Origin of the sequence: Aliihoeflea sp. 40Bstr573, from assembly GCF_024105655.1 — a bacterium.
Taxonomy (GTDB): Bacteria; Pseudomonadota; Alphaproteobacteria; order Rhizobiales; family Rhizobiaceae; genus Aliihoeflea.
In genome coordinates this window covers 384,460-409,746 of record NZ_JAAAMH010000001.1, presented here as the reverse complement: position 1 = coordinate 409,746, position 25,287 = coordinate 384,460, and the positions used below count along the sequence as shown (strand labels likewise).

Here is a 25,287-nt window from a genome sequence, read left to right as displayed (position 1 = left end):
AGAAGGTGCGACCTGAGCCGGTCGCGCCCGGGAATTTGCGGCCCCTATAGCATTGTGTGCCCGGAAGGCAAAGCCGAACGGGCACAAGGCTTTGGCCTTGTCGCGAGGAGATGCGAATGAGCGGCGACGCGCGTTTTTTCCGGTTCGATACGGGCCAGGTTTCACTCAATGTCGCCGAGATGGGCGATCCGGCTCGCCCGCTGATCATCTGTCTGCACGGCTTTCCTGAATATTGGGCTGCATGGGAAGGCGTCATGCGAACGCTTGCCGGAGACTTCCATGTCGTTGCGCCCGACCAGCGCGGCTTCAACCTGTCCGACAAGCCGCAGGGCGTCGATGCCTACCGCTCGAAGCACGTCGTCGCGGATCTCGTCGCTCTCGCGGATCATCTGTCGCCGGATCGGCCCTTCGTGCTCGCCGGCCACGACTGGGGCGCGTCGATCGCCTACGCATACGCGTTCTCGCATCCGGATCGCCTGTCGCATCTCGTCATCGCGAACGGCGTGCACCCGGCGCTTTTCCAACGCGCAATCTCGAACGACAAGGAGCAGCGTCAGGCCAGCCAATACATGAACTGCCTGCGGGCAGATGGCGCCGAGGCGCGCATGGCCGAGGATGATTATCGGCGCACGTTCAACATGTTGTCCGGGTTTTCGAAGACGGACTGGATGTTAGGCGATGAGCGCGCGCGTTATCTTGAAGCGTGGAGCCGGCCCGGCGCGATGACCGGAATGCTCAACTGGTATCGTGCCTCGCCGATCGCGGTTCCCGGTGTCGGTGAGCCGGCGACCGCATCGCCCATCGACGACATGCCGCGCGAAGCCTTCCTCGTCCGAATGCCGCATCTTTTGCTTTGGGGCGAGGCGGACGAGGCGCTTCGGCCGGCGACGATCGAAGGTCTTGGCGACTATGCGCCTTACCTGACCGTCAGGCGGTTTGCAGACAGCGGGCACTGGATCCTGCATGAGCAGCCGCAGGCAGTGGCGAACGCCATCCGCGACTTCGTGGGCTGAGGCCTGTTCCGTTTTTTCCGTGCCTGTGCCAGTTGTCATCTTCCATTTTCAGACGGAAACGACATGGCAGGCACAGACCGCGACCGAACGCTCATCCAGGAAGGTCCTGCAATCATCCTCGTCGAGCCGCAGCTTGGCGAGAATATCGGCATGGTCGCCCGCGCCATGGCGAATTTCGGGCTCGCCGAGTTGCGCCTCGTCAACCCGCGCGATGGTTGGCCGAACGAGAAGGCACGCGCGGCCGCCAGCAAGGCAGACCATGTGATCGACAAGGTGCGCGTGTTCGACACGCTCGCCGAAGCGATCGGGGACCTCAACTACGTCCTCGCCACGACAGCGCGCGAGCGCGACGGCTTCAAGCCGGTGCGCGGACCGGTCTCGGCGGCAGGCGAACTGCGCCGAAGGTATCGCGCAGGCGAGGGGATCGGCATTCTCTTCGGGCGCGAGCGCTTCGGCCTCAACAATGAAGAGGTGGCGCTCGCCGACGAGATCGTCACTTTCCCGGTCAACCCCGCCTTCGCCTCGTTGAACATCGCGCAAGCGGTGCTCTTGATGTCGTACGAGTGGATGAAAAGCGGCTCCGAAACCGAGCAGGTGCCGTTCTCGGGTCCCGTCATCGAACAGGCGCCGAAGGCGATCTTCGCCGGCTTTTTCGATCATCTCGAATCGGCGCTCGACGCGCGCGGCTATTTTCGCCCTGCCGCCAAGAAGCCCCGCATGGTCGATGCCCTGCGCGCGGTTCTGACCCGGCCGGGCTTCAGCGTCGCCGAGATCAAGGCCCTGCGCGGCGTCCTGAATTCGCTCGACTACTATTCGCCGAAGCAGCCGCGCGGCGCCGGATATCCCGAGCGCAAGGCCGAAGCCGACGCGCAAGGGCGCGAACCTGGAGACGCGGATGGCTGACCGGCCGATCATCCTCTTCGATTCAGGGATCGGCGGCCTCACCGTCCTGCGCGAAGCACGGGTGCTGATGCCCGACCGGCGGTTCGTCTACGTCGCCGATGACGCGGCGTTTCCCTATGGTGACTGGGAGGAGGAGGCGCTCAAGGCGCGCATCGTTGAGCTGGCCGGAAAGTTCATTGCCGAACACGAACCACTGGTCTTTGCCATTCCCTGCAATACCGCTTCGACGCTGGTGCTGGAGGACCTGCGCGCTTCCTACCCCTCGACGCCTTTCGTGGGAACGGTACCCGCGATCAAGCCAGCGGCGGAGCGCACGCGATCCGGCCTGATCTCAGTGCTGGCGACGCCCGGCACGGTCAAACGCGCCTATACGCGCAACCTGATCCAGTCATTCGCGACCAAGTGCCATGTGCGGTTGGTCGGCAGCCAATCGCTGGCACGCTTCGCCGAGGCGCATATCCGTGGCGAAGCCATCGATACGGATGCCATCCGCGCCGAGATCGAGCCATGCTTCATCTCGCAGGAAGGAAGGCGCACCGACATCGTCGTTCTCGCCTGCACGCACTATCCGTTTCTGGCGAACGTGTTCCGGCGGCTTGCGCCCTGGCCGGTCGACTGGCTCGACCCGGCCGAAGCGATCGCGCGGCGAGTTCTGGCGCTTCTGGAGGACAAGCCGGCAGGCAGCGGTGGGCGAGACGTTCCCGACCATGCCATCTTCACCTCGGGCAGGACCGATTTTGCAGTCAGCCGCCTGATGCAGGGTTTCGGGCTGCAAACGGCGCTCCAGCCTTGAAGTCAGGGGTTTGCGCCCGCCATATAGGGCTTGGAATGGCGGCTGAAGCCGTGTATTGAGCCGCGTCGCCCCGCGTAACCTTTCGCGGGATAGAACAGATCACCCGGATTTTCTTATGCAAACCATCCTCATCGTCATCCATTTGCTCGTCGTTCTGGCGCTCGTGGCCGTCGTGCTGCTGCAGCGCTCCGAAGGTGGCGGCCTCGGCATTGGCGGTGGGGCCGGCGGCAATTTCGCCGCGCGCGGTACGGGCAATCCGCTGACGCGGGCTACCGGCATTCTGGCGGCGGTCTTCTTTGGCACCTCGCTCGCGCTGTCGCTGCTGGCCCGCTATGGCGAGCAGCCGACCGATTTTCTCGACCGCATTCCGGCGCAGCAGGAAGGCCAGCAAGCACCCTCCGGCTCGGGCGGCGTGCTCGACCAGCTCGGCGGCGACGACGTCCCGAGCGCGCCTGCGGCGCCCGCAGCCCCTTCGTCCGACGACGGCGCCGCACCGGCCGTGCCCGTTGCACCCGCCGAGGAGCCAGCCGCGACGACGGAACCGACAGAGCCCACGGCGCCCGCTGACGATGAGCCCGCAGCGGCGACAACCGAAGAAGCGCCGGCTGCGCCTGAAACGGATGCGGACGCGGCTCCGGCCGCACCGACCAATGAGGATCAGGTTCCGACCGGCAACTGATTCGCGTCTTGAGTTTGCTCTTCGGGCGGCTGTGTTCTTGCGACCACAGCCGCCCGATTTCGTTTGCGACGCAGCATCGAAGGCCTCGCAACTCTTGAGGATCGTGGGCCGGTTTTGATATGTGATGGCGTTCACATCGTTTCGTGGACGCATGGGCGCGTGAGGCGCCAAGGGGCTTTCCACATGATCCAGCGTCTCGCTCTGGCAATTTGCCTTGCCTGTTTCGCAACCCAGTCGTGGTCGCAGGAGCCGCCGCCGGTGTTCGTGTTTCCGCAGGAGAAGGCGCCGACCGTGGCACCGCGCCAGGTCGCGAAGCCGCAGCCGGCGCGTGTGGCCGCGCCCGCTCCTGCTCTGCCCGTTCAGGACATCGCCACCGTCCGCACTGAAGGCAATGTTGGCGAACTGAGGTCGACACGGCAGGTGTCGACCGGGTTCATGCGCCCGATGGAGACTGAACTTCTCCCCGAGACGCGCGCGCTCGACGAAGTGCTCGGCGAGCGCGAGAAGGTCCGCAAATTCACGCCGAAGCCCGAACAGATGCCGGCCGTCGTCCCATTCTCCGGTTATGAGCCGGGAACGATCGTGATCGATCCGCAGGCCCGCGTTCTTTACCTAGTCGAGGATCGACGCTCGGCGCGCCGCTACGCGATCGCCGTCGGCAAGGATGGACTGGAGTTCAAGGGCACCGCCGTCGTCGGCGACAAGCAGGAATGGCCGCGCTGGTTTCCAACGCTCGCCATGCAGGAGCGCGAGCCGGCCAAATACGGCAAGTACAAGGACGGCATGAATGGCGGGCCGGAAAATCCGCTCGGCGCGCGCGCGATCTACCTGCATCAGGACAAGGTCGATACGCATGTGCGCATCCATGGCACCAACCAGCCCGAGAGCATCGGCAGCGCCTCATCGAATGGCTGCTTCCGCATGATCAACGAGCACGTCATGGATCTCTATTCGCGGGTCAGGGTCGGCGCACAGGTCGTCGTCCTCTGAACTGATCTTCCACCCCAAAAATGCGCCGGCCGAAGATTTTTGGCTGGCGCATTTTCATTTGTGACGGTAAGCACCGACTCCCATGGCGCGATATGTATTCATCACCGGCGGCGTGGTCTCCTCCCTTGGCAAAGGCATTGCAGCAGCGGCACTCGCCGCCCTTCTGCAGGCCCGTGGTTATCGGGTGAGACTGCGCAAGCTCGATCCCTATCTCAATGTCGATCCGGGCACGATGTCGCCCTATCAGCATGGCGAGGTGTTCGTCACCGACGACGGCGCGGAGACCGATCTCGATCTCGGTCACTATGAACGCTTCACCGGGCGTTCAGCCAACCAGCAGGACAACATCACCACCGGCCGGATCTACAAGAACATCATCGAGCGCGAGCGGCGCGGCGATTATCTTGGCGCGACCGTGCAGGTCATTCCGCATGTGACCGACGAGATCAAGAATTTCGTCCTCGAAGGCAACGAGGACTACGATTTCGTCCTCTGCGAGATCGGCGGCACGGTGGGCGACATCGAGGCGATGCCTTTCCTCGAGGCGATCCGCCAACTCGGCAACGACCTGCCGCGCGGGCAGGCGGTCTATATCCACCTGACTCTGATGCCCTGGATTCCGGCGGCGGGCGAACTCAAGACCAAGCCGACCCAGCATTCCGTGAAGGAGTTGAGATCCATCGGCATCGCGCCCGACATCCTGCTCGTGCGCGCGGACAGGTCAATTCCGGCCGAGGAGCGTCGCAAGCTCTCGCTGTTTTGCAATGTGCGTGAAACGGCGGTCATCCAGGCGCTGGACGTGGCGCACATCTACGACGTGCCGATGGCCTATCACGCCGAAGGGCTTGATTCGGAAGTGCTTGCCGCTTTCGGAATCGACCCGGCGCCCAAGCCTCGCATGGAGCGCTGGCAGGAGGTCTCAAGCCGCCTGCACAATCCCGAAGGCGAAGTCACGATTGCCGTTGTCGGCAAGTATACCGGCCTCAAGGACGCCTATAAGTCGTTGATCGAGGCGCTGTCGCACGGCGGACTGGCCAATCGCGTCAAGGTGAATCTCGACTGGATCGAATCGGAGATCTTCGAGAAGGAGGATCCTGCGCCGTTCCTTGAAAAGGTGCACGGCATCCTCGTGCCTGGCGGCTTCGGCGAGCGCGGTGCGGAAGGCAAGATCCTGGCGGCCAAATTCGCCCGCGAGCGCAAGGTACCGTATTTTGGCATCTGCTTCGGCATGCAGATGGCGTGCATCGAGGCGGCGCGCTCGCTCGCCGGTATCGAGGAGGCCTCCTCGACCGAGTTCGGTCCCGCCAAGGAACCCGTCGTCGGCCTGATGACCGAATGGCTGAAGGGAAATATGCTCGAAAAGCGTCAGGCGGCTGGCGATCTGGGCGGCACGATGCGCCTTGGCGCCTACAAGGCAGCGCTGAAGGAAGGTACGCGGATCGCCGACATCTATGGTTCGACCGAGATTTCCGAGCGCCATCGCCACCGTTACGAGGTCAATGTCGACTACAAGGAACGGCTGGAGGAAAGCGGCCTTGTCTTCTCCGGCATGTCGCCGGATGGCATACTGCCCGAGACGATCGAATATGCCGACCACCCCTGGTTCATCGGCGTGCAGTATCACCCCGAACTGAAGTCGCGGCCATTCGAGCCGCACCCGCTCTTCGCCTCCTTCATCGAGGCGGCGGTCGAACAAAGCCGGCTCGTCTGAGTCGATCGGTCGCATTCACTTCACACAATGTGACAGATGTGTAACAAATTGCGGTCATGTTTGGCTGCTCTCGATGTGGAGCAGCCAATTTTTTCGCAAGGGACACATTTGCCTGCATGGTTTGGATGAAGTTCCCACGCATGATCGCGACCGCAATCGTCATTGGACTTGTCGGTTCCGCCACCTTGGCGATGCAAACCGTGCCGGAACTGATCCTCTTTCGCGAACGGCTGGTGTTGAGCGTGCTGCAACTCGACAGCGACGCCAAGCTGCACCCTTTTGACTACGCAACGCAGGACGGGCTGACGCTTCGAAGCTGGTATCGCGCCCCGGCGCCGGGACGCCCCGTCATCGTCTATTTCCCTGGCCGGATCGGCGATCTCGTGAAGAAGCCGAGCCATCTGTTCGATCTTGCCGAGGACGGCTACGGCCTGCTCCTCGCCGGCTATCGTGGCTATGGTGGCAATCCGGGCAGGCCGAGCGAAACGCATCTTTATCGGGACGCGGCGGGTCTGATTGCAAAGCTCGCGGTCGAGGACATGGCGCCTGACGGCACGATTCTCTACGGCTATTCGATGGGCACCGGCATCGCCAGCTACGCCGCCGCGCAGTCCCGGCCGCGTGCATTGATCCTCGAAGCGCCGTTCACCACCTTCGCCGACGCGGTGCGCCAGCAGGCAGGCAGGGCGCCCGTCTGGCTGGTGCGAACCCAATTCGACACGCGCTCGCGCATCAGCGAGATCGACGTGCCGATCCTGCTTCTTGCCGGGGGACAGGATGGCATCACGCCCGCGTCCTTTGCCGAAAAGCTGGCGGCACTAAACGAGAAATTCGCCTCCCTGTACATCTTCAAGGAGGCGGGCCACGACGATATGTTCGCCTATGGCGCATGGGAGAAGGTGACGGGCTTCCTCGATCAGTTCAGCCTGCCGGAGCTCTTCCCCGATCTCGTCGGCGGCACGGCGGAAGCCGCACCTTTGGAGACGCCTGCGCCTTGAGCTTGCGCCTCCCGGCTCTTTGGGGCAAACCGCCCCGATGACAAGAACGCCGCGACTTCTCGATCATTGCGTCCTGCCCGTGCCCGACCTTGAACTCGTCCGCGCGCGCTATCAGGCGCTCGGCTTCACTGTCGCTCCGCAGGGCACACATCCGTTCGGCACCATAAATGCCTGCGTCTATTTCGCGGACGACACCTTTCTGGAGCCGCTCGCGATCGGCGCTATGGCAAAGGTCGCCGATGCGATCGAGAAGCGGAACGTCTTCGTCGGGCGCGACGCGCTCTACCGGCAGTGTGCCGGCGACAATGGCTTTTCCGCGGTCGTCTTCAAGACGGACGATGCGAAGGCGGACCATGCCGGTTTCATCGAAGCGGGCGTTTCTGCCGGCCCCATCCTGGATTTCTCGCGTGCCTTCGTCGACCCGTCGGGGCGGTCCGGCACGGTCTCGTTTCGGCTCGCCTTCGCCGCGGAGCCTGCCAGCGACGCCGCCTATTTTTTCACCTGCCAGCGGATCGACGCACCAGCCGCAACGGGGCGCGCCGCGCTCGAAACGCATCGCAACGGCGTTACGGGCATTGCGGGCGTGACGATGACCGCGGCCGATCCGCTCGCATATGAAGCGTTTCTCTCCACGCTCGCCAACGGCCCTGTTGACCCGGCGAATGGCGGACTTTCCGCGCGTCTCGGCAAAGCGCGACTGGCAGTCGAGCCGGGCAATGGGGCGCTGCGCCTTTCCGCCATCCATTTCGCCGTTTCGGATATCGATGCCACGGCCGATGCCCTTGCCGCCGGGAGTGTCCGGTGCGAGCGCGAGGCCGGGCGCCTGACGGTTCGGCCAGCACCGGGACAGGGTGCAATTTTCACGTTCGAGGACAGATCATGACCCGCCCCAACGCGACCGTCTCCGTCGGCAACGTCGCCTTTGCCAACGACGCGCCCTTCGTTCTGATCGCGGGCCCGTGCCAGCTCGAAAGCCGCGACCATGCCTTCGACATGGCAGGCCGATTGAAGGAGATTGCCGACAGGCTCGGCCTCGGCCTCGTCTACAAGTCATCCTTCGACAAGGCGAACCGGACGTCACTGAAGGGAACGCGCGGCGCGGGCCTCGACGCGGCGCTGCCGGTCTTTGCGGATTTGAAGCGCGAGTTCGGCTTTCCCGTCCTCACCGACGTCCATACGGAAGAGCAGTGTGGCATCGTCGCCGACGTGGTCGACATTCTGCAGATTCCCGCCTTCCTCTCGCGGCAGACCGATCTCCTGATCGCCGCCGCCCACACGGGCAAGGTCGTCAACGTCAAGAAGGGCCAGTTCCTCGCACCCTGGGACATGAAGAACGTCGTCGCCAAAGTGACCGAATCGGGCAACCCCAATGTGCTGCTTACCGAGCGCGGCGCATCCTTCGGCTACAACACGCTCGTCTCCGACATGCGCTCACTGCCGATCATGGCCGAGACGGGTGCGCCGGTGATCTTCGACGCGACCCACTCGGTACAGCAGCCGGGCGGGCAGGGCGGATCGTCGGGCGGCGAGCGTCGCTTTGTCGAAACGCTTGCGCGTGCGGCCGTCGCGGTGGGCGTTGCAGGTGTCTTCATCGAGACCCACCAGGACCCCGACCACGCGCCCTCCGATGGGCCGAACATGGTCCCGATCGACCGCCTGGAAGCGCTTCTGGCGCGCCTGGTTGCCTTGGACCGCATCGCCAAGTCGGCGGAACATTCGCCGCACTGAACGGTTGGGTGCTCGACAGGAAACAACTCCGGGAGCACCCCAGATGAGCACCGCAACAGGCCATACCCAAGCCATTCGCGCATCGCGTGTCATCGGCACCAACGTCTACAACACCGAGGGTCAGCATATCGGCTCCATCGAGGATGTGATGCTGGACAAGACCTCCAACAACATCATGTTCGCCGTGATCGGCTTTGGCGGGTTCCTCGGCATTGGCGAGAAGTATCACGCCATCCCGTGGTCGGCCCTCGACTACGAGAAGAACCAGGAAGGTTATGTCGTGCCGTTCACGCGCGAGCAGCTTGAGGCCGCGCCCTCGCACGATATCGACGAGCTGACGGGCTCGGACGGCAAGGCCGCGCGCGATGCGTCGTACGACTATTACAAGGTTCAGCCCTACTGGTACTGACCGATAGAGATCGTCTTTGAAGGCCCCGCATTGCGGGGCCTTTTTATATGAACGGTACCGGACCCCATTCGTGCCGGTGTCCGAGCCGACAGCCGACGCCGCGTAACGTCACGCGTACGTTTTCCGCAAGCCGGCGCAACTTGTGGCCGACGCGCTTCAAGCCGCGCGGGCGGCGCGCTTTGCGGTCTTCGTCGACGGCGCTGGCCATCAACGTGGGATCGCCATGCTCGAGATCGAGCCGCCGGGCGACGAAGGGCTGAATGCACAGCGCGGGCGCGAGCTGGTAGGTCGCAAGACGGTCGAGACCACTTTCGTCAAACAAAAAGAGGTCGACGGGCCGGTCGACCCGCTCGCTGGCCGCCAGCAGCGCCAGGGCACCATCCCGGCTGACGACATAAGCGCCGGCATTGAAGTGCGGCCCGCGCAGGCGCCTGAGGCTTCTGCCTGCCGAGCTCCCTTCGATCGCCTTTTCCACGATCGTCGGGCGGGCATTGGTTTCCAGCTTGATCAGTGCCGCCTGTGGCGGGATCCAGTCAGACTGGTTCAGTATTTCGGCCGCATCCTTGCCCAGGAGCACGTCGTCCTCGAAGATGACGGCATGCGGGATGGCAAGGTCCACGATGGCTTGCCAGCACTTGCGATGGCTCAGAAAACAGGCAAGCTCGCTGACGCCGAGCTTGGCATCGGGTGTGCACCGCTCCGCAACTTCCCGAGGGGTCAGGAGCTTCGCATCGACCGCCGCCATGCGGGTAAAGGAGAGACCATGCCGGCCGAATGTGACGTTCAGATGGGCGAGCCGTTCGGGCGCGCGATCCAGATTTATGACGAACGACTTCATCGGCTCCGGTCCCTGCAAATCGGGCCGGATATATGCCTGCCTTTCGCGCCATGTCATTGCCTTTTCGCAGCCTTTCGGTAAGAAACCGGCACCATCCCCAGCCAAAGGTGCCTCTGCCATGACCGCTATCATCGACATCACGGCCCGCGAAATCCTCGACAGCCGTGGCAACCCAACCGTGGAGGTCGATGTCACGCTCGAAGACGGCGCCTTTGGTCGCGCGGCGGTCCCGTCGGGCGCCTCGACCGGCGCGCATGAGGCAGTCGAGTTGCGTGATGGCGGGTCGCGCTACCTGGGTAAGGGCGTCGAGAGCGCAGTCGAAGCCGCCAATGGCGAGATCTTCGAGGCGATCGGCGGCATGGAGGCTGAGAACCAGCTTCATATCGACCGTACCATGATCGATCTGGACGGTACGCCGAACAAGGCCCGGCTTGGTGCCAACGCGATTCTCGGGGTCTCGCTTGCCGTCGCCAAGGCCGCCGCTCAGTCGGCCGGGCTGCCGCTCTACCGCTACGTCGGAGGCACCAGCGCGCACGTGCTGCCCGTGCCGATGATGAACATCATCAATGGCGGCGCCCATGCCGACAATCCGATCGACTTCCAGGAGTTCATGATCATGCCGCTGGGCGCGGAGAGCTTCCGCGAGGGGCTGCGCTGGGGTGCGGAAATCTTCCATACGCTGAAGAAGGATTTGAAGCAGGCCGGCCACAACACCAATGTCGGGGACGAGGGAGGCTTTGCGCCGAACCTGAAGAGCGCGGAGGACGCGCTCGACTTCGTGACGAAGTCGATCGAGAAGGCCGGCTTCAAGCCGGGTGAAGAGGTAGCGCTCGCGCTCGATTGCGCGGCGACCGAGTTCTTCAAGAACGGCGTCTACGACTATGAGGGCGAGGGCACGAAGCGCGAGGGCCAAGCCCAGGCCGAATATCTCGCCAAGTTGTGCGATGCCTATCCGATCATCTCGATCGAGGACGGCATGGGCGAGGACGACTGGGACGGCTGGAAGGCGCTGACAGACCTCGTCGGCGGCAAGGTCCAACTCGTCGGCGACGATCTCTTCGTCACCAACTCCGCCCGTCTCAAGGACGGCATCCGGATGGGCGTCGCCAATTCCATCCTCGTCAAGGTCAACCAGATCGGCTCGCTGTCGGAAACGCTCGACGCGGTCGAGACGGCACACAAGGCCGGCTACACCGCCGTCATGTCGCACCGCTCGGGAGAGACCGAAGATTCGACCATCGCCGATCTCGCAGTGGCGACGAACTGCGGGCAGATCAAGACCGGCTCGCTCGCCCGCTCCGACCGGCTCGCCAAGTACAACCAGCTCCTGCGCATCGAGCAGGAGCTTGGCCGTTCGGCGCGCTATGCTGGACGCTCGATCCTACGGTCGGGACGCGGTTCGTAACCGTCCATTAAGTATGACGGGTTCACATGGTTCTATTCAAGGAATCGCCCCATGTGGACCCGTCATCACAAGCAGCGCAACACCGGCCGCCTGATCGTCCCGGTCATCGCGTCGGCCTTTCTCGCCTACTTCGGCTATCACGCTTTCCACGGCGCATATGGCATTGAAGCCAAGCATCGGCTGGAGGAGCGGGTTTCGATCCTGCAGGCCGAACTCGATCAGCTCGTCGCTGAGCGAGAGGCGCTTGAAACCAAGCTCGTTCTCATCAATGATGGCTCCATCGAGCGCGACATGCTCGACGAACAGGCGCGGCGGGCGCTTGATCTGGTGCGCGACGATGAGGTCGTCATCTATCTCGATCAGTGATTAACCTCGTTTCGGTTAATCGATCAATTCCACTGTTTTTTCAGCAACTTCGGCGAATATCCGCTATGCGAAATCGTCATAGCGGGAACGATTGCCTCATGCTAGCCTAAGGTCAATATCCGGAATGCGTGCCGCATTTCCGGTTGTCCGCAAGAGACAGGCTCTGGGAGACCCAAGGCATGGCAACAGCCGCCAAGAAGGCGTCGCGCGCAAAGTCCGACGCCAAATCCACTTCTGCGATCAAGATGCCGCCACCGGCCGAGTTTTCGAAGGAGGAGGAGCACAAGGCCTATCGCGACATGCTGCTCATCCGCCGCTTCGAGGAGAAGGCGGGCCAGCTTTACGGCATGGGCTTCATCGGCGGGTTCTGCCACCTCTATATCGGCCAGGAGGCCGTGGTCACCGGCATGCAGATGGCGCTGAAGGATGGCGACCAGGTCATCACCGGCTATCGCGACCACGGCCACATGCTGTCGACCGGCATGACCCCGCGCGGCGTCATGGCCGAACTGACCGGACGCCGCAGCGGCTATTCGCGCGGCAAGGGCGGCTCCATGCACATGTTCTCGAAAGAGAAGAACTTCTACGGCGGCCACGGCATCGTGGGCGGCCAGGTCTCGCTCGGGACCGGCCTTGCCTTCGCCAACCGCTATCGCGGCAATGACAACGTCTCGCTGGTCTATTTCGGTGACGGGGCGGCCAATCAGGGCCAGGTCTACGAGAGCTTCAACATGGCCGCGCTCTGGAAGCTGCCGTCCATCTACATCATCGAGAACAACCGCTACGCGATGGGCACTTCGGTCGCCCGCGCCTCTGCGCAGACCGATTTTTCGCAGCGCGGCGCCTCATTCAACATTCCCGGCATTCAGGTCGACGGCATGGACGTGCGTGCGGTCAAGGCTGCCGGCGACATGGCGGTCGAGTGGGCGCGCGCCGGCAACGGCCCGATCATCCTCGAAATGCAAACCTATCGCTATCGCGGCCACTCCATGTCGGACCCGGCGAAATACCGCTCGAAGGACGAAGTGCAGAAGATGCGCTCCGAGCACGACCCGATCGAGCAGGTGAAAGCGCGCCTTATGGAGAAGAAGTGGGCGAGCGAGGACGAACTCAAGGCCATCGACAAGGAGGTTCGCGAAATCGTCGCCGATTCGGCGGAGTTCGCGCAGAACGATCCGGAGCCGGATGCGTCCGAGCTCTACACCGACATTCTTCTTTGAGGAGCGCGCTCCATGCCGATTGAAATCCTGATGCCCGCGCTCTCCCCGACCATGGAAGAGGGCAACCTGGCCAAGTGGCTGAAAAATGAAGGCGACAAGGTCGTCGCCGGCGATGTCATCGCCGAGATCGAGACCGACAAGGCGACGATGGAAGTCGAGGCCGTGGACGAAGGCACGCTTGGCAAGATCCTGATCGCGGCCGGCACCGAAGGCGTGAAGGTGAATACGCCCATTGCCGTGTTGCTTGAAGAGGGCGAAAGCGCCGACGATATCGGCAAGTCGGACAAGCCCGCCAAATCGTCAGATGAGCCCGAGCAGACGGCCGACGCCGCCGGCGGCAAGGACAAGCAGGCGACCGAGGAGCCGTCGGCCAAGAAGGATGCCGCATCCGTTCCAGCCGCGCCCAAGGCGGATGTTGCCGCCGATCCGGATATTCCCGAAGGCACCGAAATGGTGCCGACCACGGTGCGCGAAGCGCTGCGCGACGCGATGGCCGAGGAAATGCGCCGTGACGAGAACGTCTTCATCATGGGCGAGGAAGTCGCCGAGTATCAGGGCGCCTACAAGATCACGCAGGGGCTTTTGCAGGAGTTTGGCGACAGGCGCGTCGTCGACACGCCGATCACGGAGCACGGCTTTGCCGGCGTTGGCGTCGGTGCGGCGATGGCGGGGCTGAAGCCCATCGTCGAGTTCATGACGTTCAACTTCGCCATGCAGGCGATCGACCATCTCGTCAATTCGGCGGCCAAGACGCTTTACATGGCCGGCGGCCAGATGGGCGCGCCGATCGTCTTTCGCGGACCGAACGGCGCGGCTGCCCGCGTCGGCGCCCAGCACTCGCAGTGCTATGCCGCCTGGTACGGTCACATTCCGGGGCTCAAGGTCGTCATGCCCTATACGGCGGCTGACGCCAAAGGCCTCCTGAAGGCTGCCATCCGCGACCCGAACCCGGTCATCTTCCTCGAGAACGAGATCCTCTACGGCCATACGTTCGACGTGCCGAAGATGGACGATTTCGTGCTGCCGATCGGCAAGGCCCGTGTCCACAAGACCGGCAAGGACGCGACCATCGTCTCCTTCGGCATTGGCGTGACCTATGCGGTCAAGGCCGCCGAGGAACTGGCGGGCGAGGGGATCGACGTCGAGATCATCGATCTGCGGACCATCCGCCCGATCGACCTCGATACGGTGGTCGAAAGCGTGAAGAAGACCAACCGCCTCGTCACGGTCGAGGAAGGCTTTCCGCAATCCTCCGTCGGATCGCACATTGCAAGCCAGGTGATGCAGCGCGCCTTCGATCATCTGGACGCGCCGATCATCACCATCGCCGGCAAGGACGTGCCGATGCCCTATGCGGCCAATCTCGAAAAGCTCGCTTTGCCGAGCGTCGCCGAGGTCGTCGAGGCCGTGAAGGCCGTCACCTACAAGGCCTGAGGGAGAGCGGACCATGCCGATCAACATCACGATGCCCGCGCTCTCGCCGACCATGGAGGAGGGCAATCTGGCCAAATGGCTGGTCAAGGAGGGCGACAAGGTGGCGCCCGGTGACGTCATCGCCGAGATCGAGACGGACAAGGCGACGATGGAAGTCGAAGCGGTCGACGAGGGTACGGTCGCCAAGATCGTCGTTCCCGCGGGGACCGAGGGCGTCAAGGTCAACGCATTGATTGCTGTTCTCGCCGAGGAAGGCGAGGATGCGAGTGCGGCCGCCAAGGCGGAAGCACCGAAGGCCGAGGCCAAGCAGGAGAAGGCGCAGCCGTCCGAGCCTGCGCCGGCCGAAAAGCCAAAGCAGCCAGAGGCAAAGTCCGAAGCACCGGCGGCATCTGACAAGTCCGCCGACGGCGCGCGCACTTTCGCTTCGCCGCTTGCGCGCCGACTCGCCAAGGACGCGGGCATCGATCTGGCGGCGGTTACCGGCTCCGGACCGCATGGCCGGGTCGTCAAGGCGGACATTGAGGCCGCGGGCAAGGGCGGCGTCGCCAAGGCTGCTCCGGCCGAAAGGGCTGCGTCTGGGGCTCCTGCATCGGTCAAGGCCATGTCGGACGAGGCGATCCTCAAGCTATTCGAGGAAGGCTCCTACGAACTCATCCCGCACGACAACATGCGCAAGACCATCGCGCGCCGCCTCGTCGAGGCGAAGTCGACGGTCCCGCATTTCTACCTGACGCTGGATTGCGAGATCGACGCGCTCTTGTCGCTACGCAAGCAGATCAACGATGCGGCTCCGGTCAAGAAGACCGAAAAGGGCGAGGCGCCGGCCTACAAGCTGTCGGTTAACGACCTCGTCATCAAGGCGATGGCCATGGCGCTCGTCGCCGTGCCCGATGCCAATGTGTCATGGTCCGAAGGCGGGATGCTGAAGCACAAGCATGCCGATGTCGGCGTTGCCGTTTCGATCCCCGGCGGGCTGATCACGCCCATCATCCGCAAGGCCGAGCAGAAGTCGCTTTCCGCCATCTCCAACGAGATGAAGGACATGGCGGCCCGCGCGCGCAACAAGAAGCTGAAGCCGGAAGAATATCAGGGCGGTACGACGGCCGTCTCCAATCTCGGCATGTTCGGCATCAAGGACTTCGCCGCCGTCATCAACCCGCCGCATGCGACCATTCTCGCGGTCGGCGCGGGCGAAGAGCGCGCAGTCGTGAAGAACGGGGAAATCATGGTCGCAAACGTCATGTCCGTGACGCTCTCGACCGACCACCGCGCGGTCGACGGCGCGTTGGGGGCGGAGCTTCTGGCGGCGTTCAAGCGCCTGATCGAGAACCCGATGGGGATGCTGGTTTAGCCTGGGATTGCCTTGATGAAGACCATTCTCTGCTATGGCGACTCCATCACCTGGGGTTCCGACGCCGAAACCGGCGGGCGGCATGCGTTCGAGGATCGCTGGCCGAACGTGCTGCAGGCAGCGCTGGGGCCCGACATCCAGGTGATTGCCGAGGGCCTGCGCGGACGCACGACGGCTTTCGACGAGCACCTGGCCGATTGCGATCGCAATGGCGCGCGCATCCTGCCGACCGTCCTCTACACCCACGCGCCGATCGACCTCGTCATCATTCTGCTCGGCTCGAACGACATGAAGCCGGCGATCGCCGGCACGGCGCTTGCCGCCATGCAGGGCATGCGCCGGCTGGTCGAACTGGTGAAGTTCAATGCCATGCGCGACGGCCAGTCGGAGCCGCCGGCGGTGCTGATCGTTGCGCCGCCGCCGCTCTGCGAGACGGCGAACACGGAATACAGCGCCATGTTCGCCGGCGGCGTCGAGCAGTCGCGGATGCTGGCGAGCTTTTATGCCGACCTTGCCGATGAATGGGGCTGCGGCTTCTTCGACGCCGGCTCGGTCGCCGAAACGACGCCGGTGGACGGCGTTCACCTCGACGCGGAAAACACGCGCGCCATCGGGCGGGGGCTGGAGCCCATCGTCCGCATGATGCTTGGAATCTAGGAGCCTGCCATGGCGGATACCGACTACGACGTCATCATCATCGGTTCGGGCCCGGGCGGCTACGTCACGGCCGTGCGGTCGGCACAGCTCGGCTTCAAGACGGCCATTGTCGAGCGCGAGCATCTGGGCGGGATCTGCCTCAACTGGGGCTGCATTCCCACCAAGGCGCTCCTGCGCTCGGCCGAGATCAAGCATTATGCCGAACATGCCAAGGATTACGGCCTGACGATCTCGGGCGAGGTGAAGGCAGACGTGAAGGCTGTCGTCGAGCGCTCGCGCGGGGTTTCGGCACGCCTCAATGGCGGCGTCGGCTTCCTGATGAAGAAGAACAAGGTCGACGTGATCTGGGGCGAGGCGAAGCTGGCCAAGGGCGGCAAGGTCGTCGTCTCCAAATCGTCCAAGAAGCCGATGGAGCCGCAGCATCCGGCGCCCAAGGGTACGAAGGGCGAGGGCACCTATTCGGCCAAGCATATCATCGTTGCGACCGGAGCGCGCCCGCGCGTGCTGCCCGGCATCGAGCCGGACGGCAAGCTGATCTGGACCTATTTCGAGGCAATGGTCCCGCAGGAAATGCCGAAATCCCTGATCGTCATGGGATCGGGCGCGATCGGTATCGAGTTCGCGTCGTTCTACCGCTCGATGGGCGCGGATGTGACCGTCGTCGAACTTCTGCCGCAGATCATGCCGGTCGAGGATGCCGAAATTTCCAAGCTGGCGCAAAAGCAGCTCGAAAAGCAGGGCATGAAGTTCCTGCTCGAAGCCAAGGTGACCAAGGTCGAGAAGTCTGGAAATTCAGTCACCGCGCATGTCGAGACCAAGGACGGGAAGACCCAGAAGATCACGGCGGACCGGCTTATCTCGGCCGTCGGCGTTCAGGGCAATATCGAGAATCTCGGCCTCGAGGAGGCCGGCGTGAAGATCGAGCGCGGTACTGTCGTGGTCGACGGCTATGGCAAGACCAATGTCGAGGGCGTCTATGCCATCGGCGATGTTGCCGGCGCTCCCATGCTCGCCCACAAGGCTGAGCACGAAGGCGTCATCTGCATCGAGAAGATTGCTGGCGCGAAGGGCGTTCACGCGCTCGACAAGGGCAAGATTCCCGGCTGCACCTATTGCCACCCGCAGGTCGCTTCCGTCGGACTGACCGAGGCGAAAGCCAAGGAGGCGGGCCGGGATATCCGCGTTGGTCGCTTTTCGTTTGCCGCCAACGGCAAGGCCATCGCGCTCGGCGAGGATCAGGGTCTGGTCAAGACGATCTTCGACAAGAAGACCGGCGAGCTTCTCGGCGCGCATATGGTCGGCGCGGAAGTGACCGAACTCATTCAGGGCTTCGTCGTTGCGATGAACCTCGAAACCACCGAGGAAGAACTGATGCATACGGTATTCCCGCACCCCACCTTGTCGGAGATGATGAAGGAGAGCGTGCTCGACGCCTATGGCCGCGCGCTCAACGCCTGACGCCATTCTCCTAAATTAGCGGATTCAAACGATTCGCCCGGAACCGCGACGCGGTTTGGGCGTTCTTCCGGCAGACTGACCGCAATAGGAGAGTGGAATGGATCTCAACGGAATGGGCCTGCTGGGCGCAATCATCGTGGGCGGCATTGCCGGCTGGCTCGCCGAACAGTTCATGAAGTCCAATATGGGCATCTTCATGAACGTTATACTCGGCATCATCGGTGCCGCGTTCTTGAACTTCTTGCTGAGCGTGCTCGGCATCTACACCGGTACGGGTATCCTGATCTACCTGATCGTCGGCTTCATCGGTGCCTGCCTGCTTATCGCCATCGCGAGGGCGATACGCCGGTAAACGTCACCCCATCCATTTTCTGCAAGGCCGCCATGCTTCATGGCGGCCTTACATTTTTGTGGCAAAATCCCTATAGATCAAGGTGACGACAACCGGCGAACACAGCACCGGAGCATTCATGGTCACCGTACTCGACACGACGCTCAACCGTCCGCGCCCGCGCCACCCGGAAAAGGCCCACCGGCCCGACCAGGAAGTGCTGCGCAAGCCCGAATGGATCAGGGTCAAGGCACCGGTGTCGAAGGGCTATCTCGAGACGCGCGAGATCGTGAAGTCGAACAGGCTCGTGACGGTCTGCGAAGAGGCGGGTTGCCCGAATATCGGCGAGTGCTGGGACAAGAAGCACGCCACATTCATGATCATGGGCGAAATCTGCACCCGCGCCTGCGCCTTCTGCAACGTCGCGACCGGCATTCCGATGCCGCTCGACCCCGAGGAGCCCGCAAGCGTCGGCCGCGCCGTGGCGCAGATGGGGCTCAACCATGTCGTCATCACCTCGGTCGACCGCGACGACCTCGCCGACGGCGGCGCGCGGCATTTCGCGGAAGTGATTCATGCTATCCGCGCGGCGGCTCCCGGCACCACGATCGAAATCCTGACGCCCGACTTCCTGCGCAAGAAGGGCGCGCTGGAAATCGTCGTCGCGGCGCGGCCGGATGTTTTCAACCACAATCTGGAGACCGTTCCGTCCAACTATCTGACGGTTCGCCCCGGCGCGCGCTACTTCCACTCGATTCGCCTGCTGCAGCAGGTCAAGGAAATCGACCCCACCATCTTCACCAAATCCGGGATCATGGTCGGTCTCGGCGAGGAGCGGAACGAAGTCCTTCAGTTGATGGACGATCTGCGCTCCGCCGACGTCGACTTCATCACCATCGGCCAGTACCTCGCGCCGTCGAAGAAGCACCACGCGGTCAAGAAGTTCGTGACGCCTGAGGAGTTCAAGTCCTTCGAGACCGTCGCCTATTCAAAGGGCTTCCTGATGGTCGCATCGAGCCCGTTGACGCGGTCTTCGCATCACGCCGGCGACGATTTCGCCCGCCTGAAGGCGGCCCGCGCCGCAAAGCTCGCTGCCGCCTGACCATGCCGAAATACGAGACCACCAGACGGGTTCACCATAGCCCCGAACAGATGTTCGCGCTTGTCGCCGATGTCGAAAAGTATCCTGAGTTCCTGCCGATGTGCGAGGCGCTGTCGGTGCGCTCGCGCAAAGAGCGCCACGGCGTCACCATGCTGGTTGCCGACATGACGGTTGGCTACAAGGCGATTCGCGAGACCTTCACCAGCAACGTGGTGCTGAAGCCAGCCGAGAGCATCATCGACGTCTCCTATGTCGACGGCCCATTCCGCTATCTCGACAATCGCTGGCGCTTCGAGGCGACGGAGGACGGCGGCGCCGCCGTCCACTTCTTCATCGACTACGAGTTCAAGAGCCGAATTCTCGGCGCGATGATGGGCGCGATGTTTGACCGCGCCTTCCGCATGTTCGCCGAAGCCTTCGAAAAGCGCGCCGACGAGATCTATTCGGTTCCTTCAGCTTAGCGCCGAAATCCCCATCACCAGCGCGGTCCGGACGGTCTCCGACCGGATATGGTCGCGCCCGCCATCTTCGAACTGGCGCTTTTCCACCCGGGTCGGGTGTCCCTTGCGGGCAATGGCAAACCAGACCAGCCCGACCGGCTTCTCCTCGCTGCCGCCATCAGGGCCGGCGACGCCCGTTACCGCGAGCGCGATCTCCGCGCGCGATTTCTTCAACGCGCCCTCGCCCATTTCGCGCGCCGTCTCGGCAGAAACCGCGCCATTCGCCTCGAGAGTCTCGGCTTTCACGCCGAGCATCTTTTGCTTGGACTCGTTTGAATAGGTCACGAAGCCGCAATCGATCATCGAAGAGGCTCCGGGAATGTCGGTCAGCAAGGCGATGATCTGCCCGCCGGTGCAGGATTCGGCCGTAGCCGCGAGAACGCCCTGGCGTTTGCAGGCATCGAGAAAGTCCTGGGCGAGTTCGGGCAGCACACTCATCATTCCGGCAGCACTCCTGGATAGGCGACGGTCGCGGTGGCGATGGCGGCGATGCCTTCGCCCCGGCCGACAAAACCGAGTTTCTCGTTCGTCGTCGCCTTGATCGAGACCCGGTCGGGCGAGATCCCGAGCATGGCGACGAGCGCATCCGTCATTGCCTGCCTAAATGGACCAATCCGAGGCGCTTCGCAAATCAGGGTGATGTCGGCATTGGCGATTCGGCCTTTTCGCGCGCGCACGATCCGCACCGCTTCTTCGACAAAGATGTGCGAGGCCGCGCCCTTCCACTGTGGATCGGATGGGGGGAAATGCGTGCCGATATCGCCGGCACCGCAGGTCGCCAGAAGCGCGTCGGTCAATGCGTGGAGGCCGACATCGGCGTCCGAATGACCCGACAGCTTCCGGTCGTGCGGAATGGCGACGCCGCACAGGACCACCGCCTCCCCCGGTTCGAAAGAGTGGACGTCGTAGCCGTTGCCGGTGCGAATATCGGGAAACATGGTTGCTTCGATCCTCAGCTTCAGGTCGGCATTTGCGATATCGCACGCCCAGGTCAGTTTGACATTGTCAGGCGAGCCCTCCACGAGCCGCACGGGAATGGCCGCCCATTCGGCGATGGCGGCGTCGTCGGTGAAGTCGTCGCGACCTTCTGATGCAGCGCGGGCATGGGCGGCATGGAAGTCCGCGAAGGGAAAGCCCTGCGGCGTTTGCGCTGCGAAGAGGCCTGCACGCTGAATGGTCCTCGCGACAAGACCGTTCGTTGCAGCTTCCTTCAGCGTGTCGGAGACGGAAACCGCGGGAAGGGTGCCCGTTTGGGCATCTATTCCCGCGATCACGCGTGAAATGAGCGCCGCATCGGCGAAGGGCCGAACGCCATCGTGGATGAGGACTGCATCAGGCGGATCGCCGGCAAGTGACTGCATCGCGTTCCAGGTCGAAGCTTGCCGTGTCGCGCCACCAGTGACCGTCCTCACGCAGTCCGCAAGTTCGCCGACCGCCTCGCGGAAGAGGCTTTCATCGTCCCGATGGATCGCGACGACCACATTCCCGACTTCAGGGTGTGCCAGAAACGTCTGAAGCGTATGGGAGAGGATGGCCTTGTCGCCGATCCGGCGATATTGCTTCGGCCCCTCATGCGGATCGCCGGCGCGTTCGCCCCGGCCAGCGGCGACGATGATGGCTGCGACTTTCGGCGTTTTCATTCTGGTCTCCGAATTGGTGAGCACACATATCAGCGCATGGCAGAAATTCCAGACTGCGTGCATGCGGCAGTTGCGGCGTTGATCGAACATGGCTATCAGTTGAGCAAGAAAATGTGGGTGCCGGGTTTTTGTGCATGACTGAACTGAGCCTTCTGGCGACACCTCTGGATATCGGCAATGTCGCTATCCCCAATCGGGTTTTCCTGGCACCGCTTTCCGGTGTCACGGACGAGCCAATGCGCCGTCGCGCTCTCGTTCACGGGGCCGGCATGGTCGTTTCCGAGATGGTGGCGAGCGGGGAGCTTGCCCGCGGCCGTGCGGAATCCGAGCGGCGCATCCGTCGACCTGATGTCCAGACCCATGTCGTCCAACTCGCCGGTCGCGACGCGCACTGGATGGCCGAGGGCGCGCGTATCGCGGCGGGCGAGGGCGCCGACATCATCGACATCAACATGGGCTGCCCGGCCAAGAAGGTCACCGGTGGCTATTGCGGCTCGGCTCTGATGCGCGAACCCGATCACGCGCTGTCGCTGATCGAGGCGGTCGTCGGTGCGGTCGACGTGCCGGTCACGGTCAAGATGCGGCTCGGCTGGGATGCGGAGAGCCTCAACGCGCCCGCCATAGCCGCGCGCGCGGTGGCGGCCGGTGTGCGGATGATCACCGTCCATGGCCGCACGCGCGAGCAATTTTATAAGGGCGAGGCGGACTGGAAGGCGATCCGCGCCGTCAAGGAAGCGATATCTGTCCCGCTCGTCGTCAATGGCGACATCGTCGATGCCGGGACGGCGCGCCGCGCGCTTGCGCTGTCCGGCGCCGACGCCGTCATGGTCGGGCGCGGCCATTATGGCGCGCCATGGGCTGGCGCGCGGATCGTCGAGGCCGCCGGCGGGCAGGCTCCACGCGACATCCCGGGCGAAGCCGGCCTGGCCGACTACGTCGTGGCACATTACGAGGACATGCTGGCGCTCTACGGCACCGGGCAGGGACTGCGTCATGCGCGCAAGCATCTCGGCTGGTATCTCGACCGCCATGCGCCGCATGCCGATCCGTCGCTGCGAACATCCATCATGACCGGGCTCGACCCACGTGACGTCATATCGAGCCTGCGCCACGCGTTCGCCGCCCCCATGCTGGCGGTGGCCGCATGAACCAGACCGCGATCAACTCCGCAGCGCTCATCCTGAACGCTATCCGCCATCCGGTCATCATGGTGGATTCGGACGGCCGCATCGTTTTTGCCAATGCCGATGCGGAGGATTTCTTTCGTTCGAGCGCATCGATGCTTTCGCGTGATCCGATCGAGCGGTTCGTGCCGTTCGGCAGTCCGCTCATCACCTTGATCAATCAGGTGCGCGAGCGCCGTGCGCCCTTCAACGAATATCGCGTCGACATTTCATCGCCGCGGCTCGGGACGGACCGTCTGGTCGACCTTCACGCCTCGCCGATCGCGGAAATCCCCGGCGCGGTCGTCGTCATGTTCCAGGAACGGTCGATGGCGGACAAGATCGATCGCCAGATGACGCATCGTGGCGCGGCGCGTTCGGTGACCGGCCTTGCCGCCATGCTGGCGCATGAGATCAAGAACCCGCTTTCGGGTATTCGCGGTGCGGCGCAACTCCTGGAAACTGCGGTGGGAGACGAGGACCGCGCGCTGACGCGTCTGATCCAGGACGAGACCGACCGCATCGTCTCGCTGGTCGATCGCATGGAGATCTTCTCCGACGAACGGCCGATCGACCGCCATCCGGTCAACATCCACGTCGTCCTCGACCATGTGAAGGCGATCGCGCGCAATGGTTTTGCGAGCCGCATCAAGATCGTCGAAGACTACGACCCTTCGCTGCCGCCGGTCTTCGCCAATCGCGACCAGTTGATCCAGGTCTTTCTAAACCTGGTGAAGAACGCCGCCGAAGCCGTTGGGAACGAACCATCAGGCGAGATCACGCTTTCGACTGCATTCCGGCCAGGCATGCGCATCGCCGTGCCGGGCACGCAGGACCGGATTTCCCTGCCGCTCGAGTTCTGCGTCCACGACAACGGTCCCGGCGTGTCGGAAGACATCCGTCCGATCCTGTTCGACCCCTTCATCTCCACCAAGCAGAACGGGTCCGGCCTCGGCCTCGCGCTGGTTGCGAAGATCGTCGGCGAGCATGGCGGCGTCATCGAGTGCGACTCGTCAGGCCGCGGCACGACGTTCCGCATTCTCATGCCGACCTGGAAGGAGCCGAGAGCCGGCGAGAGTTACGACCATCAGGAGCACACAACATGACAGTGCGCGGCAACATCCTTGTCGCCGATGACGATGCGGCGATCCGTACCGTTCTCAACCAGGCTTTGTCGCGCGTGGGACATGAGGTCCGCGTTACCTCCAACGCCTCCACCCTGTGGCGATGGATCGCAGCGGGCGAGGGCGACCTCGTCATCACCGACGTCGTGATGCCGGACGAGAATGCGTTCGACATGCTGCCGCGTATCAAGAAGGCGCGGCCGGACCTGCCGGTCGTCGTCATGAGCGCTCAGAACACGTTCATGACCGCGATCCGCGCATCGGAGACCGGCGCCTACGAATATCTGCCGAAGCCCTTCGACCTGACCGAACTCCTGCAGGTCGTCAATCGCGCGCTGGCCGAGCCGAAGCGTCCGAAAAGTGATGCCCACAGTGAGGATCAGCCCGAATCGATGCCGCTCGTCGGCCGTTCGGCCGCGATGCAGGACATCTACCGCATGCTTGCCCGCATGATGCAGACGGACCTGACCGTCATGATCTCGGGCGAATCGGGCACCGGCAAGGAACTGGTTGCCCGTGCACTGCATGAATATGGGCGCCGCCGCAAAGGCCCCTTCGTCGCCATCAACATGGCCGCGATCCCGCGTGATCTGATTGAATCGGAGCTGTTCGGGCATGAAAAGGGCGCTTTCACCGGCGCGCAGAACCGTTCTTCAGGCCGCTTTGAGCAGGCCGAGGGCGGCACGCTCTTCCTCGACGAGATCGGCGACATGCCGATGGAAGCGCAGACGCGCCTCCTGCGCGTGCTCCAGCAGGGCGAGTATACCACCGTCGGTGGTCGCACCCCGATCCGCACCGACGTGCGCATTGTCGCTGCGACCAACAAGGACCTGCGCACTCTCATCAATCAGGGGCTCTTCCGCGAGGATCTGTTCTACCGGCTGAATGTGGTGCCGCTGCGCCTGCCGCCGCTGCGCGAGCGCTCGGAAGACGTGCCGGACCTCGTCCGTCACTTCTTCAAGCAGGCGGAAAGTGAAGGCCTGCCGACAAAGCGCATCGCGCCAGCCGGCATCGACCTCATGAAGCGTTATCCCTGGCCGGGCAACGTGCGCGAACTTGAAAACCTCGTCCGCCGCCTTTCCGCGCTCTATCCCCAGGACGACATCGCCGCCGAGATCATCGAGAGCGAGCTTCAGACCGCGCAGGCCAGTGACGGGGCCGCGGTCGGCCCGAACGGCGAGCAACTGACCATTTCGCAAGCCGTCGAGCTGCATCTGCAGCGCTACTTCGCGGGCTTCGGCACCGAACTGCCGCCACCCGGCCTCTATCACCGCATCCTGACCGAGGTGGAGTATCCGCTCGTTCTGGCTTCCATAACGGCGACGCGGGGCAACCAGATCAAGGCTGCCGAACTGCTCGGGCTCAACCGCAACACGCTGCGCAAGAAGATTCGCGAACTCGGCGTCAACGTCTATCGCGGCGCCAAGGGACAAACCGGCGGCTAGCCTTCTGTCATCGCCAAAAATGTTGCACA

26 protein-coding genes are annotated in these 25,287 nt (G+C 63.5%); 23 read left to right on the top strand and 3 right to left on the bottom strand.

All coding sequences use genetic code 11. The features are described from left to right. Positions 1 to 116 precede the first annotated feature (116 nt). The 10 genes from GTK01_RS01945 to GTK01_RS01900 all read left to right on the top strand — a co-directional run bounded on the left by GTK01_RS01945 (position 117) and on the right by GTK01_RS01900 (position 9,224). Complete coding sequence (locus tag GTK01_RS01945; RefSeq protein WP_252924161.1) at positions 117 to 1,013, top strand: alpha/beta fold hydrolase; 897 nt, start codon at positions 117 to 119, stop codon at positions 1,011 to 1,013. 63 nt (positions 1,014 to 1,076) lie between these two features. Next, a complete protein-coding gene (locus GTK01_RS01940; protein ID WP_252924160.1) occupies positions 1,077 to 1,916 on the top strand; it encodes an RNA methyltransferase in 840 nt (279 codons plus the stop codon). Then, positions 1,909 to 2,709: a glutamate racemase gene (gene murI, locus GTK01_RS01935; RefSeq protein WP_252924159.1), complete on the top strand. Its 801-nt coding sequence runs from the start codon at positions 1,909 to 1,911 to the stop codon at positions 2,707 to 2,709. Before GTK01_RS01940 ends, murI begins: the two co-directional genes overlap by 8 nt. A gap of 115 nt (positions 2,710 to 2,824) precedes the next feature. Beyond that, positions 2,825 to 3,388, top strand: coding sequence for a preprotein translocase subunit SecG (gene secG / locus GTK01_RS01930; RefSeq protein ID WP_252924158.1), 564 nt, complete (start codon positions 2,825 to 2,827; stop codon positions 3,386 to 3,388). Positions 3,389 to 3,571: 183 nt separating this feature from the next. Beyond that, positions 3,572 to 4,378 (top strand): L,D-transpeptidase, encoded by an 807-nt coding sequence (locus GTK01_RS01925; protein ID WP_371924239.1) that lies wholly within the window; start codon positions 3,572 to 3,574, stop codon positions 4,376 to 4,378. A gap of 82 nt (positions 4,379 to 4,460) precedes the next feature. Continuing rightward, positions 4,461 to 6,089, top strand: a complete 1,629-nt coding sequence (locus tag GTK01_RS01920) for a CTP synthase (protein WP_252924157.1) — start codon at positions 4,461 to 4,463, stop codon at positions 6,087 to 6,089. A gap of 140 nt (positions 6,090 to 6,229) precedes the next feature. Beyond that, entirely contained in the window at positions 6,230 to 7,087 is an 858-nt protein-coding gene (locus GTK01_RS01915) for an alpha/beta hydrolase (RefSeq protein ID WP_252924156.1), read from the top strand. A 37-nt stretch (positions 7,088 to 7,124) separates the two neighbouring features. Further along, a complete protein-coding gene (locus tag GTK01_RS01910) occupies positions 7,125 to 7,970 on the top strand; it encodes a VOC family protein (protein ID WP_252924155.1) in 846 nt (281 codons plus the stop codon). Continuing rightward, entirely contained in the window at positions 7,967 to 8,815 is an 849-nt protein-coding gene (gene kdsA, locus GTK01_RS01905; protein WP_252924154.1) for a 3-deoxy-8-phosphooctulonate synthase, read from the top strand. Before GTK01_RS01910 ends, kdsA begins: the two co-directional genes overlap by 4 nt. 43 nt (positions 8,816 to 8,858) lie before the next feature. After that, entirely contained in the window at positions 8,859 to 9,224 is a 366-nt protein-coding gene (locus GTK01_RS01900; RefSeq protein WP_252924153.1) for a PRC-barrel domain-containing protein, read from the top strand. A 43-nt stretch (positions 9,225 to 9,267) separates the two neighbouring features. On the opposite strand, the gene GTK01_RS01895 is transcribed toward GTK01_RS01900, so the two are convergent. Further along, complete coding sequence (locus GTK01_RS01895) at positions 9,268 to 10,119, bottom strand: glycosyltransferase family 25 protein (protein ID WP_252924152.1); 852 nt, start codon at positions 10,117 to 10,119, stop codon at positions 9,268 to 9,270. Between the two features lie 61 nt (positions 10,120 to 10,180). Between GTK01_RS01895 and eno the strand changes: the two genes are divergently transcribed. The 10 genes from eno (at position 10,181) to GTK01_RS01845 (ending at position 19,847) form a co-directional block, all read left to right on the top strand. Then, complete coding sequence (gene eno, locus GTK01_RS01890; protein WP_252924151.1) at positions 10,181 to 11,467, top strand: phosphopyruvate hydratase; 1,287 nt, start codon at positions 10,181 to 10,183, stop codon at positions 11,465 to 11,467. Between the two features lie 51 nt (positions 11,468 to 11,518). Beyond that, positions 11,519 to 11,833 carry a septum formation initiator family protein gene (locus GTK01_RS01885; protein WP_252924150.1) on the top strand — a complete coding sequence of 105 codons (315 nt, stop codon included), beginning with the start codon at positions 11,519 to 11,521 and terminating at the stop codon, positions 11,831 to 11,833. 179 nt (positions 11,834 to 12,012) lie between these two features. Next, positions 12,013 to 13,053, top strand: a complete 1,041-nt coding sequence (gene pdhA / locus GTK01_RS01880; RefSeq protein ID WP_252924149.1) for a pyruvate dehydrogenase (acetyl-transferring) E1 component subunit alpha — start codon at positions 12,013 to 12,015, stop codon at positions 13,051 to 13,053. Positions 13,054 to 13,065: 12 nt separating this feature from the next. Then, entirely contained in the window at positions 13,066 to 14,487 is a 1,422-nt protein-coding gene (locus tag GTK01_RS01875; protein WP_252924148.1) for a pyruvate dehydrogenase complex E1 component subunit beta, read from the top strand. 13 nt (positions 14,488 to 14,500) lie between these two features. After that, complete coding sequence (locus tag GTK01_RS01870) at positions 14,501 to 15,838, top strand: pyruvate dehydrogenase complex dihydrolipoamide acetyltransferase (protein WP_252924147.1); 1,338 nt, start codon at positions 14,501 to 14,503, stop codon at positions 15,836 to 15,838. 15 nt (positions 15,839 to 15,853) lie between these two features. Continuing rightward, positions 15,854 to 16,495, top strand: coding sequence for an SGNH/GDSL hydrolase family protein (locus GTK01_RS01865; protein ID WP_252924146.1), 642 nt, complete (start codon positions 15,854 to 15,856; stop codon positions 16,493 to 16,495). 9 nt (positions 16,496 to 16,504) lie between these two features. Then, entirely contained in the window at positions 16,505 to 17,953 is a 1,449-nt protein-coding gene (lpdA, locus tag GTK01_RS01860; RefSeq protein ID WP_252924145.1) for a dihydrolipoyl dehydrogenase, read from the top strand. Between the two features lie 97 nt (positions 17,954 to 18,050). Continuing rightward, positions 18,051 to 18,305, top strand: a complete 255-nt coding sequence (locus GTK01_RS01855; protein ID WP_024585747.1) for a GlsB/YeaQ/YmgE family stress response membrane protein — start codon at positions 18,051 to 18,053, stop codon at positions 18,303 to 18,305. A gap of 118 nt (positions 18,306 to 18,423) precedes the next feature. Next, the gene (gene lipA, locus GTK01_RS01850) at positions 18,424 to 19,386 is read left to right on the top strand and encodes a lipoyl synthase (RefSeq protein WP_252924144.1); all 963 of its coding nucleotides are present in this window, start codon (positions 18,424 to 18,426) and stop codon (positions 19,384 to 19,386) included. A gap of 2 nt (positions 19,387 to 19,388) precedes the next feature. Further along, complete coding sequence (locus GTK01_RS01845; protein WP_252924143.1) at positions 19,389 to 19,847, top strand: type II toxin-antitoxin system RatA family toxin; 459 nt, start codon at positions 19,389 to 19,391, stop codon at positions 19,845 to 19,847. Here the strand turns inward: GTK01_RS01845 and GTK01_RS01840 are convergent. After that, complete coding sequence (locus tag GTK01_RS01840) at positions 19,839 to 20,324, bottom strand: CinA family protein (RefSeq protein WP_371924258.1); 486 nt, start codon at positions 20,322 to 20,324, stop codon at positions 19,839 to 19,841. The genes GTK01_RS01845 and GTK01_RS01840 overlap by 9 nt on opposite strands. Beyond that, positions 20,324 to 21,550 (bottom strand): bifunctional 2-C-methyl-D-erythritol 4-phosphate cytidylyltransferase/2-C-methyl-D-erythritol 2,4-cyclodiphosphate synthase, encoded by a 1,227-nt coding sequence (locus tag GTK01_RS01835; RefSeq protein WP_371924257.1) that lies wholly within the window; start codon positions 21,548 to 21,550, stop codon positions 20,324 to 20,326. Before GTK01_RS01835 ends, GTK01_RS01840 begins: the two co-directional genes overlap by 1 nt. Before the next feature lie 110 nt (positions 21,551 to 21,660). Here GTK01_RS01835 and dusB point away from each other — a divergent pair, with 110 nt between their 5' ends. Genes dusB through ntrC form a run of 3 tightly spaced genes read left to right on the top strand, consistent with a single transcriptional unit; the run spans position 21,661 to position 25,258 of the window. Continuing rightward, positions 21,661 to 22,674: a tRNA dihydrouridine synthase DusB gene (gene dusB, locus GTK01_RS01830; RefSeq protein ID WP_252924140.1), complete on the top strand. Its 1,014-nt coding sequence runs from the start codon at positions 21,661 to 21,663 to the stop codon at positions 22,672 to 22,674. Next, positions 22,671 to 23,795, top strand: a complete 1,125-nt coding sequence (locus GTK01_RS01825) for a nitrogen regulation protein NR(II) (RefSeq protein ID WP_252924139.1) — start codon at positions 22,671 to 22,673, stop codon at positions 23,793 to 23,795. The genes dusB and GTK01_RS01825 overlap by 4 nt, the downstream gene beginning before the upstream one ends. Continuing rightward, complete coding sequence (ntrC, locus tag GTK01_RS01820; RefSeq protein ID WP_252924138.1) at positions 23,792 to 25,258, top strand: nitrogen regulation protein NR(I); 1,467 nt, start codon at positions 23,792 to 23,794, stop codon at positions 25,256 to 25,258. Before GTK01_RS01825 ends, ntrC begins: the two co-directional genes overlap by 4 nt. The last annotated feature ends 29 nt before the right edge of the window (positions 25,259 to 25,287 follow it).